This is a genomic window from Clostridium thailandense (genome assembly GCF_019207025.1).
In the GTDB taxonomy this organism is placed as follows: Bacteria; Bacillota; Clostridia; order Clostridiales; family Clostridiaceae; genus Clostridium_AM; species Clostridium_AM thailandense.
Window position 1 is genome coordinate 1 of the sequence record NZ_JAEEGC010000082.1, and the last position, 16,646, is coordinate 16,646.

Annotated in this window: 12 protein-coding genes; 9 read left to right on the plus strand and 3 right to left on the minus strand. The window is 30.9% G+C overall.

Annotated features, from left to right (window positions below; translation table 11 throughout):
• Positions 1 to 38: 38 nt before the first annotated feature.
• A complete protein-coding gene (locus tag I6U48_RS16170; RefSeq protein ID WP_218321504.1) occupies positions 39 to 503 on the minus strand; it encodes a threonine/serine exporter family protein in 465 nt (154 codons plus the stop codon).
• Entirely contained in the window at positions 500 to 1,273 is a 774-nt protein-coding gene (locus I6U48_RS16175; protein ID WP_218321505.1) for a threonine/serine exporter family protein, read from the minus strand. The genes I6U48_RS16170 and I6U48_RS16175 overlap by 4 nt, the downstream gene beginning before the upstream one ends.
• 409 nt (positions 1,274 to 1,682) lie before the next feature.
• Between I6U48_RS16175 and I6U48_RS16180 the strand changes: the two genes are divergently transcribed.
• The 9 genes from I6U48_RS16180 (at position 1,683) to I6U48_RS16220 (ending at position 15,147) form a co-directional block, all read left to right on the plus strand.
• Positions 1,683 to 1,931 (plus strand): hypothetical protein, encoded by a 249-nt coding sequence (locus tag I6U48_RS16180; protein WP_218321506.1) that lies wholly within the window; start codon positions 1,683 to 1,685, stop codon positions 1,929 to 1,931.
• Positions 1,932 to 2,128: 197 nt separating this feature from the next.
• Positions 2,129 to 5,893: a phosphoribosylformylglycinamidine synthase gene (locus I6U48_RS16185; protein ID WP_218321507.1), complete on the plus strand. Its 3,765-nt coding sequence runs from the start codon at positions 2,129 to 2,131 to the stop codon at positions 5,891 to 5,893.
• Between the two features lie 265 nt (positions 5,894 to 6,158).
• Entirely contained in the window at positions 6,159 to 7,688 is a 1,530-nt protein-coding gene (dltA, locus tag I6U48_RS16190; protein WP_218321508.1) for a D-alanine--poly(phosphoribitol) ligase subunit DltA, read from the plus strand.
• Positions 7,685 to 8,836 (plus strand): D-alanyl-lipoteichoic acid biosynthesis protein DltB, encoded by a 1,152-nt coding sequence (dltB, locus tag I6U48_RS16195; RefSeq protein WP_218321509.1) that lies wholly within the window; start codon positions 7,685 to 7,687, stop codon positions 8,834 to 8,836. Before dltA ends, dltB begins: the two co-directional genes overlap by 4 nt.
• 24 nt (positions 8,837 to 8,860) lie before the next feature.
• Positions 8,861 to 9,088, plus strand: a complete 228-nt coding sequence (dltC, locus tag I6U48_RS16200; protein WP_218321510.1) for a D-alanine--poly(phosphoribitol) ligase subunit DltC — start codon at positions 8,861 to 8,863, stop codon at positions 9,086 to 9,088.
• A 4-nt stretch (positions 9,089 to 9,092) separates the two neighbouring features.
• Positions 9,093 to 10,298, plus strand: coding sequence for a D-alanyl-lipoteichoic acid biosynthesis protein DltD (gene dltD, locus I6U48_RS16205; protein WP_218321511.1), 1,206 nt, complete (start codon positions 9,093 to 9,095; stop codon positions 10,296 to 10,298).
• A 315-nt stretch (positions 10,299 to 10,613) separates the two neighbouring features.
• Complete coding sequence (locus I6U48_RS16210) at positions 10,614 to 12,536, plus strand: PrkA family serine protein kinase (RefSeq protein ID WP_218321512.1); 1,923 nt, start codon at positions 10,614 to 10,616, stop codon at positions 12,534 to 12,536.
• Positions 12,537 to 12,540: 4 nt separating this feature from the next.
• Positions 12,541 to 13,758: a sporulation protein YhbH gene (yhbH, locus tag I6U48_RS16215; RefSeq protein WP_218321513.1), complete on the plus strand. Its 1,218-nt coding sequence runs from the start codon at positions 12,541 to 12,543 to the stop codon at positions 13,756 to 13,758.
• A 21-nt stretch (positions 13,759 to 13,779) separates the two neighbouring features.
• The gene (locus I6U48_RS16220; RefSeq protein ID WP_218321514.1) at positions 13,780 to 15,147 is read left to right on the plus strand and encodes a SpoVR family protein; all 1,368 of its coding nucleotides are present in this window, start codon (positions 13,780 to 13,782) and stop codon (positions 15,145 to 15,147) included.
• A 424-nt stretch (positions 15,148 to 15,571) separates the two neighbouring features.
• Here I6U48_RS16220 and argC read toward each other — a convergent pair whose 3' ends face one another.
• A complete protein-coding gene (gene argC, locus I6U48_RS16225) occupies positions 15,572 to 16,609 on the minus strand; it encodes an N-acetyl-gamma-glutamyl-phosphate reductase (RefSeq protein WP_218321515.1) in 1,038 nt (345 codons plus the stop codon).
• Positions 16,610 to 16,646: the final 37 nt, after the last annotated feature.

A 16,646-nucleotide genomic window follows, 5' to 3' on the forward strand; every position in this document is an offset into this window, starting at 1 on the left:
CCTGCGTATAAGTCAACTTTCGGCCGTGTTTCTCCATACTAATCATTAAATATACTTCCAACTTTTGCTTTAAAATTCCTTCTAATTAAAGCAATTAGCTTAGAAGTAGAGGAGACAAAGAATACTCCGATGGCTACGGCGCCCGCAATAGATAAGGTTTGTAAACCTAAGTTTAAAGATTCATTTGTATTTCCTTGTATAAACTGGAACATAGTATTATACATACCACCACCAGGAACCAGTGGAATTATAGCACATATTACAAAAGTAGTTACAGGAGTTTTTAGAATACGAGCCATTATTTCCGAGTATATTGAAACTATTACTGAAGTAATAAAAAAAGGTAAAATACTGTAATTAGAGTGATGAGCTGAAGTAAGTAAGTAAATATACCAGCTAAAACCACCACCTAATGCTGCAAATATTAAGTTTTTACCTTTTATATTAAATATTATACCAAAGCATAGTGTAGAAATAAGTGTATATATTGAGCTTATAATCACAGGCCAACACCTCCAAAATAACTAATCCAAAACTTTAATACAACTCCTGTACCTAAAGCAATACCAACAGCAATTAGGAAAGCTTCTATACCGCGAGTTATACCAGAAAGTAAATCGCCAGATATAGTATCTCTTATTGCATTGGTTATGGCGAGTCCGGGCACAAGGAGCATAATTGATCCTATTATTATTTTATCTGAGTGCGAGCTTATGCCTAAATGTGTTAATGCTAAAGCTGTTAAGGCAGTGAAAGAACCGCAAAGTATATTAATAAAAAAATCATTTGCATCAAGATTACTTAAAACTAATGAAATAATTCTAATGCCGCAGCCTATAAAAAGTGCAACTAGAAAATCTCTTAAGTTTCCATTAAAAACTAATGTGAAAAATCCTGCTGCAACACCAGAAAGTAGTATATTTAATCTGTTGCTGTAAGCTTTAGAGGATTCAATTTCAGATAATCTATCTTCGATCATTTCTAAAGTCAGTCCTTTGTTTTGTATGTGTCTAGAAATATCATTAACTTGAGATATTTTTTCTAAGTTAACAGTTCTTTTTTTTATTCTCTTAATTATAGATATGGGTTCACCATATTTAGTTGGAATAGATATCATTAGTACAGTTGGAGTTACGAAGGTGTCCGCATTGTGGATATCCCAAGCATTACAAATCCTTAGCATTGTTTCTTCAACCCTATATATTTCAGCTCCACTTTCTAGCATTATTTTGCCAGCGTGTGTAGCTACATTTACTATTCTATTAAAATCCATATACCACATTCCCCTTATATCAAAGTTACATAGGTATTATAACATAAAGTGAAAGTTACAGTATATGAGTTTTTGAAGGCTTTCTGCTTCAAATTTCTATGAACCAAAGGCAGCCAGTGATATTGATACTAGTTCCACTAGTACAAAAGCAATTCAGATTATAGTTACAAAAACAAAAAATAAACTGGCTTTATTTTTCTTGTTATTGCTAGCCATTAGCAAGATTCCTCCTTTGCTTCTAGAATATAGAGCTAAATTGTTGAAACTTTGTTTATAATAATATTTAGGTGTATAAATTCTATATGAGTATTGTTCCCATTTTCAACGAAATATAAATAATATTTGAAAAGCATACCGCATATAATTTTATAAACTTTAAATTTTAGGATAAGAAAGTGGGGCGTATTAAATGATACAAAGTGGGACTTGGATTGAGGTTGAGAAAATAAATCATCATAGTGGAAGTGAACTTACTAAAATATATATTAGGGGATGCTGCTTAAGAAATTGTGAATTAGGAGAAGAAACAGAGGTTAAAACCATAAGTGGACATGTTGTCAAAGGAATAGTATCTAGAGATAAATCCTTATATCACAATGTTCATAACTTAGGTAAGAATGCTAAAGAAATACTTATGATTAGAAAATTTAATAGTTAAATTGGAAATATAGGCAATATTAATATCAGAGTTTAATTGTAACTGATATTAATATTGCCTTTAATATTAAAAAATAGATATATATTTATAAATTTGGTGTTGGTTAAGTAATAAATTTATGATATAATAAACACGAATTATGTTTTGAGTTAAATGAAAAATGTTCGTAAAATTTCTTAGAGTAAGGAGAAATGGAAATGAAGAGTAACGTTAGAAGATTGTATGTAGAGAAAAAGGCTGGCTTCGATGTTGAGGCTAAAAGTTTATTTAGAGATTTAAAGGAAAGTTTGAACATTAAAGGATTAACAGGTATAAGAGCTATTAATCGTTATGATATATCAGGAATTTCAGATGAAGAGTATGAAAAATCCAAAAGTACTATATTTTCAGAGAGAACTGTTGATAGTGTTTATGAAGAAGAATTAATTATCAATGAGCAGGATAAAATTTTTGCTGTAGAATACCTTCCAGGCCAATATGATCAGAGGGCAGATTCCGCATCTCAATGTATTCAAATACTCACCCAAAGTGAAAAACCGAACGTTCTATCTGCTAAGGTATATGTAATACAAGGCAACATATCAGAAGAAGAGTTTAACAAAATAAAAAGTTATTGTATAAACACTGTAGATTCAAGAGAAGCTCTATTGGAAAAGCCAAAGAGTTTAGAGATGCAGCTAAATATACCAGATAAAGTTGAAGTCATAGATGGATTTATAGAAATGGATGATACTAACCTTAATGCTTTTTTAAATAGAGAAGGCTTTGCTATGAGCTTTAACGATTTAAAGTTTTGTCAAAAATATTTTAAAGATACAGAAAAAAGAAATCCAACAGTTACAGAAATTAAAGTGATAGACACATATTGGTCAGATCACTGCAGACATACTACCTTTATGACAGAAATAGATAATGTAGAGATAGAAGAAGGAAGATTAGCAGTTCCGATTAAAAAAGCCTATGAAGAATATGTTAATACTAGAAATAGCCTTTATGAAGGTAAAGATAAGCCTATGTGCCTTATGGATATAGCGGTTATAGGTATGAAAGAACTTAGAGATAAAGGTATGCTTGAAGATTTAGATCAATCAGAAGAAATAAATGCCTGCAGCATAGTTGTGGATGCAGAGATAGATGGTCAAATTGAAAAGTGGCTTGTAATGTTTAAAAATGAGACTCATAATCACCCAACAGAAATTGAGCCTTTTGGTGGGGCTGCAACTTGTCTTGGTGGTGCTATACGTGATCCGCTTTCAGGAAGGTCTTATGTATACCAAGCTATGAGAGTTACAGGAAGTGGGGATCCAAGAACTAAAATAGAGGATACCCTTCAAGGAAAGCTTCCTCAAAAGAAGATAACAACAGGAGCAGCTCATGGATACAGTTCCTATGGAAATCAAATTGGATTGGCTACAGGACAGGTAACAGAAATATATGATGAAGGATATGTGGCTAAAAGAATGGAAATTGGAGCTGTAATTGGAGCAGCACCAATGAAAAATGTTGTTAGAATTCAGCCTGTTCCAACAGATGTAATAATATTAGTAGGTGGAAGAACAGGAAGAGACGGCTGTGGTGGTGCTACAGGTTCTTCTAAACAACATACAGAAAGTTCAATTTTAAACTGTGGTTCCGAAGTACAAAAAGGAAATGCTGTTCAAGAGAGAAAAATTCAAAGATTGTTTAGAAAAGAAGAAGTAAGTACTATGATCAAAAGATGTAATGACTTTGGTGCTGGTGGAGTATCAGTAGCAATAGGTGAACTTACAGAAGGATTAGATATAAATTTAGATTTAGTTCCTAAAAAATATGAAGGTTTAGATGGAACAGAACTTGCTATATCAGAATCTCAAGAACGTATGGCAGTAGTTGTAGCAAAAGAAGATGAAGAAAAATTTATACAATATGCAAAAGACGAAAATCTTGAAGCTACAACAGTTGCTAAGGTAACTGACAGTAGAAGATTAAAAATGTATTGGAATGGAAATGCCATAGTAAACCTAAGCAGGGAGTTTTTAGACACAAATGGAGTAAGAAGTAAGACTGATGTAAAGGTAAAATCACCAGAGGAAGATAAAAACTATTTTAAATTTGATGTAAAGATAGATAGCTTAAAGGATAAATGGTTTAATACTTTAAAGGATATAAATGTATGCAGTCAGAAAGGTCTTGTAGAAAGATTTGATAGCAGTATTGGAGCAGGAACTGTATTTATGCCATTTGGAGGTAAGTATCAGTTAACTCCACCAGAAGGAATGGTAGCAAAACTTCCAGTATTAAATAAAGAAACTAAAACAGGAACTATAATGACCTATGGATATAATCCTGAAATTGCTAGATGGAGTCCATTCCATGGTGCTGTGTATGCTGTTGTGGAATCTGTATCCAAGATTGTAGCATGTGGTGGAGATGCAAGTAAGGTAAGACTAACTTTCCAAGAATATTTTGAGAGACTAAATGATGAACCTGCAAGATGGGGAAAACCATTTGCGGCACTACTTGGAGCACTTCATGTTCAAAAAGAACTTGGTATTGCTGCAATAGGTGGAAAAGACAGTATGTCAGGAAGTTTTAAAGATATGGATGTACCACCAACCTTAGTATCCTTTGCAGTTAACGCAGGGAATGTAGATAAAGTAGTTTCTCCTGAGTTTAAGACAGCAGGAAATAATGTTATAATAATTCCTTTATTAAGAGATGAATATGATCTTCCAAACTTTGAGGCTCTTAAAAAGAATTATGGAGCTGTAACTTCTATGATTAATAAAGGTGAAGTAATAGCTGCAAGTACTGTTAAAAAGGGTGGAATTTGTGAAGCTGTAAGCAAAATGAGTTTTGGTAATAAAATAGGTTTAGCTTTTGATGAAACAACTACTGAAGAAGAATTATTTACACCTCAGTATGGGTCAATAATACTAGAAGTTAGCAAAGAAATAAGCTTAGATGAAGCTTTAAAAGGAATAGAATATAAGATTCTAGGAAAAACAATAAATACTCCAGTTATATGTATAAATGAATTACAAATTAATATTGATGATATGATAGATGCATGGGAAAAACCATTAGAAAATATATTCCCTACTAATACAGAGAAGATAAATGAAAAAATAGAACTAATGCAGTTTAATTCAGAGCATGTTAAAACACCAGCAATAAAAATAGCAAGACCTAAGGTGTTTATACCAGTATTCCCAGGAACTAACTGTGAATATGATTCAGAGAGAGTATTTAAAAAAGCTGGTGCAGATGTAGAAGTAATGGTATTAAAGAATCTAACTGGTAGCGATATAGAAAAATCTGTAGATTATATGGAAAAGGCTATAAAATCTTCTCAAATAGTTATGCTTCCAGGTGGATTTAGTGCAGGAGATGAACCAGATGGATCAGGTAAATTTATTGCTACTGTATTTAGAAATCCAAAAATAAAAGAAGCTGTAATGGATTTGTTAAAGAACAGAGATGGACTTATGCTTGGTATATGCAACGGATTCCAGGCCCTTATCAAACTTGGTTTAGTGCCATTTGGTGAAATAAGAGATATAGATGAAAATTGCCCAACACTTACTTACAATAAAATAGGTCGTCACATTTCAAATGTTGTAAATACAAAGATTGTATCTAATCTTTCACCTTGGTTCAGCAATGTTAAGGTTGGAGACATGCATGCAATACCTGTATCCCATGGAGAAGGAAGATTTGTGGCAAGTGACAGCATGGTAAAGAAATTAATGGAAAAAGGACAGATAGCTACACAATATGTAGATTTTGATGGTAACCCAACTTATGATATTAGATTTAACCCTAATGGATCTTTCTGTGCAATTGAAGGTATAACAAGTCCTGATGGAAGGGTACTTGGAAAGATGGGACACTCAGAAAGACTTGGGGAAGATGTATTGAAGAATATTCCAGGAAATAAAGATCAAAAATTATTTGAAGCTGGTGTTAAGTATTTTAGATAGAAAAAGGCCTGAGAAGTTCAAAAATTTTTGAACTTCTCCTTACTTGGTATAATAATAATATAAATGGTAATAATATAAATGTACTTTTTTACTTATATTTAATATAATTTTTTTGAACTAGTAGTTATAACTAGTTCTTTTTCTTTATATAAAATTACATTATTTGAAAATACTCGAATAATAAAGTATAATATATTATTGGTTAATGTTGTAATATTAGGACAATCACATACTAAATAGAATTAAACTGAAGGGGATTATTTATATGAATTTAATTGAAAAAATAAGTAGTTATGAAATTTGTAAATGTGAACAAATAGCGCACGTTTATAAAGATAGTTCTATTACATATGGTGAGCTGATTGAAAAATCTGATGCTATTGCTTCCTATATTATTGATCAATTTGGTGATGATAAGACTCCAATAGTTGTTTATGGACATAAGGAACATGAAATGCTTATATGCTTTTTAGCTTGTGTGAAAGCTGGACATGCATATATACCTATTGACACTTCCTTTCCTTATGAGAGAGTCAGGGATATAGTAGATAGTTCTCAAACTAATATGATATTTAATGTAGGAGAATTTGATTATAAGTTTTCTGATGTAAACGTAAAGAATTATAATCAAATTAAAGAAATACTTTTGCAATATCAGCTTCATAAACCTGATAAAAAGTATTTTGTAGGAAAGGAAGATACTTTTTATATAATATATACATCAGGAAGTACTGGAAAACCTAAAGGGGTACAGATTACTCTTTCTTGTTTAGAAAGCTTTATTAATTGGGCTGCCAAAGTTTGTTCATTAAGAGATGATTTTAACTATGTATTTATGAATCAAGCTCCTTTTTCCTTTGATTTGTCTGTAATGGATTTGTACCTTTCCTTATGGAGTGGTTCTACTTTATTTAGTATAGATAAGTCGATGACATCAAATCTAAAACTATTGTTTGAAAGTTTTAGTAGTTCGAATATAAATATATGGGTATCTACACCTTCCTTTGCAGAAATGTGCTTAGGTGATAGTAGCTTTAATGAGGAGCTGCTTCCTAAGCTTGAAACTTTCTTATTTTGTGGAGAAACTCTTACCAATAGTTGCGCTGAAAGACTTCTTGAGAAGTTTAGCAAATCAAAGGTTATAAATATGTATGGACCAACAGAAGCTACAGTTGCAGTCACTTCCATTGAAGTAACTGAAGAAGTTGCAAAAGAAATCTGTCCTTTGCCAGTTGGAAAGGTTAAAGAAGATTGTAGAATTATAATTGTGGATGAAGATGGAAATGAGGTTTCAGAAGGAGAAAGAGGAGAAATAATTATAATAGGAGACAGCGTAAGTATAGGATATTATAATAATAATGAAAGAACAGAAAAATCTTTTTCAAAAAAATTTATCAATGGAACAGAGAAGAGATGTTACAAAACTGGAGATGAAGGTTACTTAAAGCATGGACTACTTTATTATTCGGGAAGAATAGATTTTCAGATTAAATTAAATGGATATAGAATTGAACTTGAGGACATAGAAAATAATTTGAGAAATATAGAATTTATTAATAACTGCGTTGTAATTCCTGCGATTAAAGAAGATAAAATTCAATATTTGAATGCAGTAGTTGTTTTAAATAGAAGTCCATGGGAGAAAGAATTCAAAATAGCTATGTTAATTAAAAATGAATTAAAAAAGTTTATACCAGATTATATGATTCCTAGAAAAATTACTATAGTGGAATCACTTCCGATGACTATAAACGGAAAAGTTAACAGAAAGGCATTAATGGAGGAGACGAAATGATTCCGTATAGTGGATTATTATTCTTTTATATATTATTATTACTTTTAATTCCAGCTATAATTTTAGGTGTTAATGGGAAACCGTTAAAAAGATATGGAATTATAGCTAACATCATAGCATTAATAATTATATTTGGTAATTCAAAAAAACAAATTGTATTGTTAATGCTGTTCTATATAGGTGAATTAATTTTAATAAAAACATATTTAACTGTGAGAAAAACATATGGACAGCGATGGATTTTATGGATAGTAGTATTTTGTTCACTTATACCGTTAATATTGGATAAATGGGGAAATATTATAATAGTAAATAGGCAGCTTGGTTTCTTAGGAATTTCTTATTTAACCTTTAAAGTAGTTCAAATACTTTTGGAGATATACGATGGGTTGATAACAGAAATAGGAATACTTGATTTTACATATTTTCTTTTATTTTTTCCAACTATAAGTTCGGGGCCTATTGATCGCTCTAGAAGGTTTGAGCAAGATATAGATAAGATTTTAAGTAAAGAAGAATACATAACTTACCTAAGAGAAGGAATATGGAAGTTTTCTACAGGAATTGCCTATAAGTTCATAATAGGTGTTTTAATTTCAAACTATTGGATGAATAAAATACCTACATCACATACTCTGCTGAATACATTGAATTATATGTATTCCTATAGCTTTTATCTATTCTTTGATTTTGCAGGCTATAGCTTAATGGCAATTGGAACAAGTTATATTTTAGGAATTGCTACTCCGGAAAATTTTAATATGCCTTTTATTAGTAAAGATATTAAAGATTTTTGGAACAGATGGCATATGTCTTTATCCTTTTGGTTTAGGGACTTTTTATATACTAGATTTGTCATGGCTGCATTAAAGAAAAAAAGGTTTAAAAATAGGTTTACTGCTTCTTATATAGGCTATTTTATTACTATGGGAACTATGGGCATATGGCATGGGACTCAAATTTTTTATTTGATATATGGAATATATCATGCATTATTAATTATTAGTACAGATTATATTGAAAGAAAAAGCAAATGGTATAAAAAAGCCAAAAAAAGCGAGGCTTGGAGTATACTCTTTATTTTTGTTACTTTTAATCTTGTATGTTTTGGTTTTTTAATTTTTTCTGGTTACTTATTTAAAAAATAAATTATAAATTTGGAGGAAAAAACTATGGAAGAAAAGATATTAGATATACTGGAGTCAATATGTGGCGTTGATGAAGTGAGAGAGGATAGAGACTTAGATTTATTTGAATCAGGTTTGTTAGACTCACTTGCTACTATAGAACTTTTAATTGAATTAGAAGAAAAGCTTGGAGTGAAAATTGAGCCAACAGAGGTACAAAGAGAGGATATATCTACACCTAATAAAATCATTGAATATGTTTCCTTGAGGTAACATAATGAAAAAGATAGCTATTATACTAACTGTATTTGCAGCCTTTGCCATTTTGACATTGTCATCCTTATATTTAATAGATAACTATTACACAACAAAAATAAATAGCATCTATTATGATAAGTTTGGAAATGAACTCTTATCTGAAAAGGAGAAGGGACTTATTCTTCAAAAGAAATCTTTAGAAAGAAAAGACAATCTTCAGCTAATTGGATCTTCTGAACTGGCAGATAGAACAATTCCTACGCATCCTATTAATATTTTTGCAGACAAAGCTGATGGGTTTCAGGTTAACGGAATTGGACGAGGTTACTGTCAAAGTATTATTCATGCTGCTAGAATAGGAGCATTAAGTAAAGAATTTAAGGATAAAAAACTTGTAATAATTATATCTCCTCAGTGGTTTAACGCTAAAGGCTTAGGTACTAATGAGTTTCTTATGAATTTTTCTGAGCTTCAATTTTATACTTTTATGTTTAATAAAGATATTAATAAATCTATAAAATTATCATATGCTAAAAGAGTTAAGTCACTCCTTGGAGGGGACAAAAATAATTTAATGGTTAGTTTATATGCAAATTTATACACTTATGATAATATACCGTCAAAGTTTACTCTTGGAATGCTAACTCCATACTATAAGTTTAAGTCTTATATAGTTGGTATTAGAGACAAGAGAATTGCATACGATAGATTGGTAAAATATAAAAAAGCTGGAGAGAAACAATATATTGAACCTAAAACTTCGGTGTATGACTGGAGTTCTGAGATGGAAAAAGCTAACTCATTGGCGAAGACTAAGACTACAAATAATGATTTTTATATTTCAAATGATTACTATAATGAATATATAAAAGACAACTTGGATAAATATATAGGATCATATAAAAATGAATCTTATACTAATTCACCAGAATATGAAGATTTTAAGTTGTTACTTGAGATATGTAAGAGTCAAAATATAAAACCTCTTTTTGTAAGTGTGCCTGTTAATGGAAGATGGTATGATTATTGTCAATTCCCAAAAGAAAATAGAGAGACTTGCTATAAAAAAATAAAAAATTTAGTTCAAGGTTATGGCTTTGAAATTCTTGATTTATCAGGCCATGAGTATGAAAAGTATTTTTTAAAAGATATTATGCATCTAGGATGGAAAGGATGGATATATATTGATGAAGCAATTGATAAATATTATCATGAGAATAAATAATAAAATAAAAAATAATAATATTTTATTATTTCTGTATTGTGGAGTTATAGCTTTAGGATTAGTTTTGGTTTTTCTTTTTTCTGACAATACTGCAGTTAACTACATATATAGTGAGTTTTAACTATAATATTGAATAATTAAGGAGTGTTTTCGCTGAAAACACTCCTTAATTAATTTGAACTATTTTCTAAAATTAACTTTGTTCTAAAACATAAGGAAGTTTAATATAAATACTACAAAGATATATTAAATAAAGGTATATCAAAAAACTTATATAGTGAGTTATCTTTTATCACTTTATATGGAGGTTAAGATATGAATTTTAAACAGTTAATAGAGCAGGATAGAGAGAAAAGAAAAAAAGATGAATTTGAAGGCACTTTATTAGATTATTTGGAGATTTTAAAAAGTAATCCAGACCTTGCTAAGCTTGCACATAGAAGGATGCATAATTTAATAACAAATCCAGGTGTGGAAGTTTTAAAACCAGAAGAAAACTTGAGGATAAGAAAAATATATGGAAACGAAACAATAAAGGTTTATAATTTTTTTAAAAATGATTTCTTTGGAATCGAAAAAACATTGATGAAAATAGCCAGCTATTTTTATTCAGCAGCTATGAATGGTGAAGAATCAAGGCAGGTGCTTTATCTAGTAGGACCTGTAGGTTCAGGAAAATCTTCAATAGTAGAGGTCCTAAAAAGATCTTTGGAGGAAAGTGAACCTATATATGCTTTAAAAGGATGTCCTATGAGAGAAGATCCTCTCCATTTAATTCCAAAGCATTTAAGAAAACACTTTGAAGAAACTTTAGGGGTAAAGATAGAAGGAGATTTATGTCCAATATGTAGAAACAGATTGAAAGAGGAATTTAAAGGGCAATATGAAAATTTCCCAGTAGTAAAAACAGGATTTTCTATAAGGTCAAGAAAAGGAATAGGAGTAGTACCTCCGGTTGATCCAAATAACCAAGATACTTCAGTTTTAGTTGGATCAGTAGATATCTCAAAAATGGATTTATATCCAGAAGATGATCCTCGTATATTCTCATTAAATGGAGCTTTTGATGTAGGAAACAGAGGATTAGTTGAATTTATAGAAGTATTTAAAAATGATGTTGAGTATCTTCATACTATCATTACTGCAACTCAAGAAAAGTCAATTCCATCGCCTGGAAAAGGATCGATGATTTACTTTGATGGTGTTATAATAGCTCACTCTAATGAAGCTGAGTGGGTTAAGTTTAAATCAGATCATACAAATGAAGCTATACTAGATAGAATAGTTAAAGTTGAAGTCCCATATTGTATGGAGCTAAATGAAGAAACAAAGATATATGAAAAGATATTAAAGAAGAGTCATTTTAAAGCCCATATAGCACCGCATACTATAGAAGTAGCAGCCATGTTCGCTATATTAAGTAGGTTATCGCCATCAAATAAAGTAGACCTTTTAACTAAATTAAAGATCTATAATGGTGAAGAAATAGTTGAAAAGGGCACTACTAAGAAGATAGATATCATGGAGCTTAGAGAAGAAGCTGGAATAAGAGAAGGCATGGAGGGTATTTCTACAAGATTTATAATTAAGGCTATAGATAATGCTCTTTCAGATTCAGAATATGAATGCATTAATCCATTAAGCGTAATGGAGAGTATCATCAAATCAATAAAAGATTTAGATGTAGCTGATGATTTAAGGAAAAAATATCTTGGATTTATTCAGGATAATATAAGAAAAGAATATAATAAGGTTCTTGAAAAAGAGATAACTAAGGCATTTATACAAAGCTTTAAAGAACAAGCAGAAAGTCTATTTAACAATTATCTAGATCATGCAGAAGCCTATGTAAATAAGACTAAGATAAAGGATGGATCAACAGGAGAACAATTAGATCCAGATGAAGGATTCATGCGTTCTATAGAAGAACAAATTGGAATATCAGAAGGTTCTGCTAAAGGCTTCAGATCAGATGTTACATCTTATATGTTCTACTTAATTAGAAAGGGTGGAAATGTAGATTATACATCCTATGAACCTTTGAAGGAAGCTATTGAAAAGAAGATAACATCGTCAGTAAGAGAGATGTCACGTATAATTACAAAATCAAAAGTAAGAGATAAGGAACAGCATAAGAAATATAATTCTATGGTAGAAGAAATGAAGAAAAATGGATACTGTGATCACTGTTGCGATGTAATACTGAAGTATGCTGCTAATAATCTATGGAAGGATTGATAGTATGGCAGTATTCAGAGAATTCAACCCTATAGGGCATGATAGGGCTAGTGAAGATAAAAGAAGACATAGGGAACTTGTAGAAGATTCTATAAAGAAAAATCTTGTGGATATCCTGTCAGAAGAAAGTATAATAGGGCAGACAAAAAATAAAAAGATAAAAATTCCTATTAAGGGACTTAAGGAATATCAATTTATATATGGAAAGAATGCACCAGGTGTAGGAAGTGGAGATGGCTCAGAAAAAAGAGGAGACGTTATAGGCACTGAGAAAGATGGCAAAGGAAGCGGAAGCAAGGGAGCAGGAAATGAAGAAGGGGAAGATATATATGAGACAGAAATAACTATAGAAGAGATTATGGAATATATATTTCAAGATTTAAATCTTCCTAATTTAAATAAAAAGAAATTTTCAGAGATATTGTCGGAGGGATCAAAGAAAAAGTGTGGTTATCAAAAGGGAGGGATTCCTCCAAGACTTGCCAAAAAGAAAACTGTTGTTGAAAAATTAAAGAGAAAACAAGGGATGAAAAGAGCTCTTAAAGAGGGCTCTGAAAAGAGAGGAATGAATGAAGAGATAGTGAATCAGTATTCTTTAGAAGGAGAAGAACTTATAGGAAGATTTCCTTTTAAAGAGGATGATTTAAGGTACTACAGGGTAAAGCCCACAAAGAAAAGAGAATATAGCGCAGTAATAATGTGTATAATGGATACTTCAGCATCTATGGATCAAAATAAAAAATATTTAGCTAGGTCCTTTTTCTTTATGTTATATCAATTTGTAAAAGCTAAGTATTCAAACGTGGAGGTTGTGTTTATAGCACACTCCACTACTGCTAAAGTTGTTACAGAAAACGAGTTTTTTCACAAGGTTGAATCTGGTGGAACTTATATATCTAGCGGATATAATAAGGCACTAGAACTTATAAATGAAAAGTTTAACCCAAGTATATGGAATATATATGCTTTTCATGTAAGCGATGGAGACAACTGGAGTGAAGATAATGATAGAGCAGTTAAAGCAGCTAATGCTTTATGTGATGTCAGCAATTTATTTGGATATGCAGAAATTATGGCATATGGATATACAAGCGCTATAAAGAAAAGATATTCAAATGAAGTTAATCGAGCTAATTTTGTATCTGTAGCAATGAAAAAGAAAGAAGATATGTGGGATGCACTTAGAGAAATGCTTTCGGTGGAAATAAAAAATGATCAATAGCTGCTTTAAGGGGGTGAGAAATTGGAATATACTGTAACTGATTTGGAAAAGTGGAATGATTTAATAGAAGAAAAAGTACAGGAGGTTGGACTTGAATATTATCCTCAGGAATTCGAAATCATAAATTATAATGATATGTTAGCATATGAAGTTTATGTGGGTATGCCATCCATGTATCCACATTGGAGTTTTGGTAAGGCATATGAAAAACTGAGGACTCTTTATAAATATAATTTGACAGGTCTTCCTTATGAAATGGTTATTAATTCTAACCCTTGTATTGCATATTTGATGAAAGACAATACAATGTTGCTTCAAATATTAACAATAGCACATGTCTATGGTCATAATGACTTCTTTAAAAACAATAGAATGTTTAGAGAAGCTACAAATGCAAGTTATACATTAGAGAAGTTTAAGAATCATGCAGACATCATAAGGTCTTATATAAATGACCCGAGTATAGGCTATATTGAAGTTGAAAAAGTGCTAAATGCAGCGCACGCATTAAAATATCAGACGGATAGAGCTATTGGAGTCAAAAATTTAAGTGATGAAGAAATTAAAAGAAGAAAAATGGAGGATTATAAAAACTCAAATATAAATCATAGTCCGATTGTACCTAGAATAAAGCCAGAACCTCCGAATGTAGAAAAAGTGCCACAGGAACCTGTTGAGGATATATTAGGGTTTATAGCTATGCATGGTGATCTATCTGAATGGCAAAAAAATATTATTGAAATAGTTAGGGATCAAACTAAATATTTTGTTCCTCAAATAGAAACTAAGATTATGAATGAAGGATGGGCAAGTTACTGGCACTATAATATTCTAAAAAAGCTAGATTTACCTCAAAAGCTTTATCTTGAATTTATAAAAAGACACAATGATGTTATTGTTCCTCTACAGGGAAGTATAAATCCTTATTTCTTAGGCTTTGAAATATATAAAGATCTAGTGGAAAAGTACGGATTGGAAAAGATATTTGAAGTAAGACTTATGGAAAGAGATGAATCTTTCTTAAGAAGATATTTAACTAAAGAACTCTGTATTAAGCTTAATTTATTCCAGTATATAAAGAAAGATAAAAGCTATGTAATAGAAGAAATATCTGATGATGAAGGATGGAAAGAAATAAGAAATACTTTAAGTGAAAGTTGTGGAATAGGTAGTATACCTAATATTAGAGTAGAAGATATGTCAATGTTAGATAAAAGCTTAACATTAGAGCATGTTTTTGATGGAAGAGAGCTCCAACTTCAATATGCAGTAGAAACGCTTAAATATGTAGTTGATCTGTGGAAACATAAGGTTGTGCTAAAAACTAACCTTAATGGTAAAGAGGGAAAAGTTATATGTGATGAAAATAAAAAAATAACTTATGAATAGAATTTAAAAAATAAAGGAAAGGCTATTACATTATAGAGACCCAGGGTCGACATTTAACTTATAAAAAATATTAATTGGTAAAAGTTAATACAAGTTAAATTTTTTAGAGGACAGAGGACAATTGACAGAGGACAGTGAAGGAAGGTTTTTTTCCGTTATACTACGAAAAATCTTTAATTTAGTTTTACTTTCAGTAAATAAGGTTTAATTAAGCTATGCTTAATTAAACCAATGATGTTTCGCTTTAGAGAAACGAATCTACAAGAAATGAATTAGTTTTCAGACGTAAGAAAGAAAACTCACCTTCACTGTCCTCTGTCTTCTAAAAATATATTTGTATCCTCCAAACATTACCAGTAAATCTCATAGAATAAGTTAAGTGCCTGGTGTTGGTATCTGAAAGTGCACCAGCCTTTTCTTTGCTTTAAGGTACCATTGCTGGAAAATCAAGTCCCATGTTTTCGGGTAAGTCAAACATTAAATTCATATTTTGAACAGCCTGACCTGCTGCTCCTTTGATTAAATTGTCTATAACAGAACCAACTATTACTCGGCCAGTTCTTTTATCTATTCTTAGTCCTATGTGACACATATTTGATCCAGAGACGTATCTTGTTTCTGGCATATCTTCAATAACTTTTACAAAGAACTCGTCTTTATAAAAATCTTTATATATTTCATATAATTCCTCTTGGGATATATCCTTAATTAAATCTGCATAACATATCGATAAAATCCCTCTATTCATTGGAACTAAGTGAGGGGTAAAAATAAGTTTTAAGTCATCTCCATATATATCTGAAAGCTCTTGTTCAATTTCTGGTGTATGTCTATGACACGCAACAGAATATGCTTTTATAGAATCATTACACTCTGTATATAAGTTTGCTATAGAAGCACTTCTTCCAGCTCCAGAAACACCAGATTTAGCATCTATAATTATAGATTTAGGATTAACAAGTTTATTTTTTAAAAGGGGAGCGAGTGCTAATATACTAGCAGTAGGATAACATCCAGGATTAGCAATTAGAGAAGCATTTTTAATACTTTCACGTTTAAGTTCTGGAAGACCATAGACTGAGTCTTTTAAAAGTTCACTGCATTCATGGTCTACTTTATACCACTGCTCATAAATTTCTTTGGATTTTATTCTGTAGTCTGCCCCTAAATCTATAACTTTTACGCCTTTTTCTAATGCCTTTTGTGTCACATGGAAAGATTTTCCGTGGGGAAGAGCTAAAAAAAGGACATCAATTTCGTCTAATTTGTCTTCAACATCGTGCATATTTATGCAAACATTCTGCAAAAAGCCATTATAATTTTTATATACCTTACTATATGGGTCTCCAGCATAACTATTAGAAGAAAGAAAAGCAATATTCACATTTTTATGACTATTTAAAAGCCATACTAGTTGTTGGCCTGCATAGCCTGTAGAACCTAATATACCTACATTAATCATTTTATCACCTCAAGAAAAATTTAATTATTGTTACAAA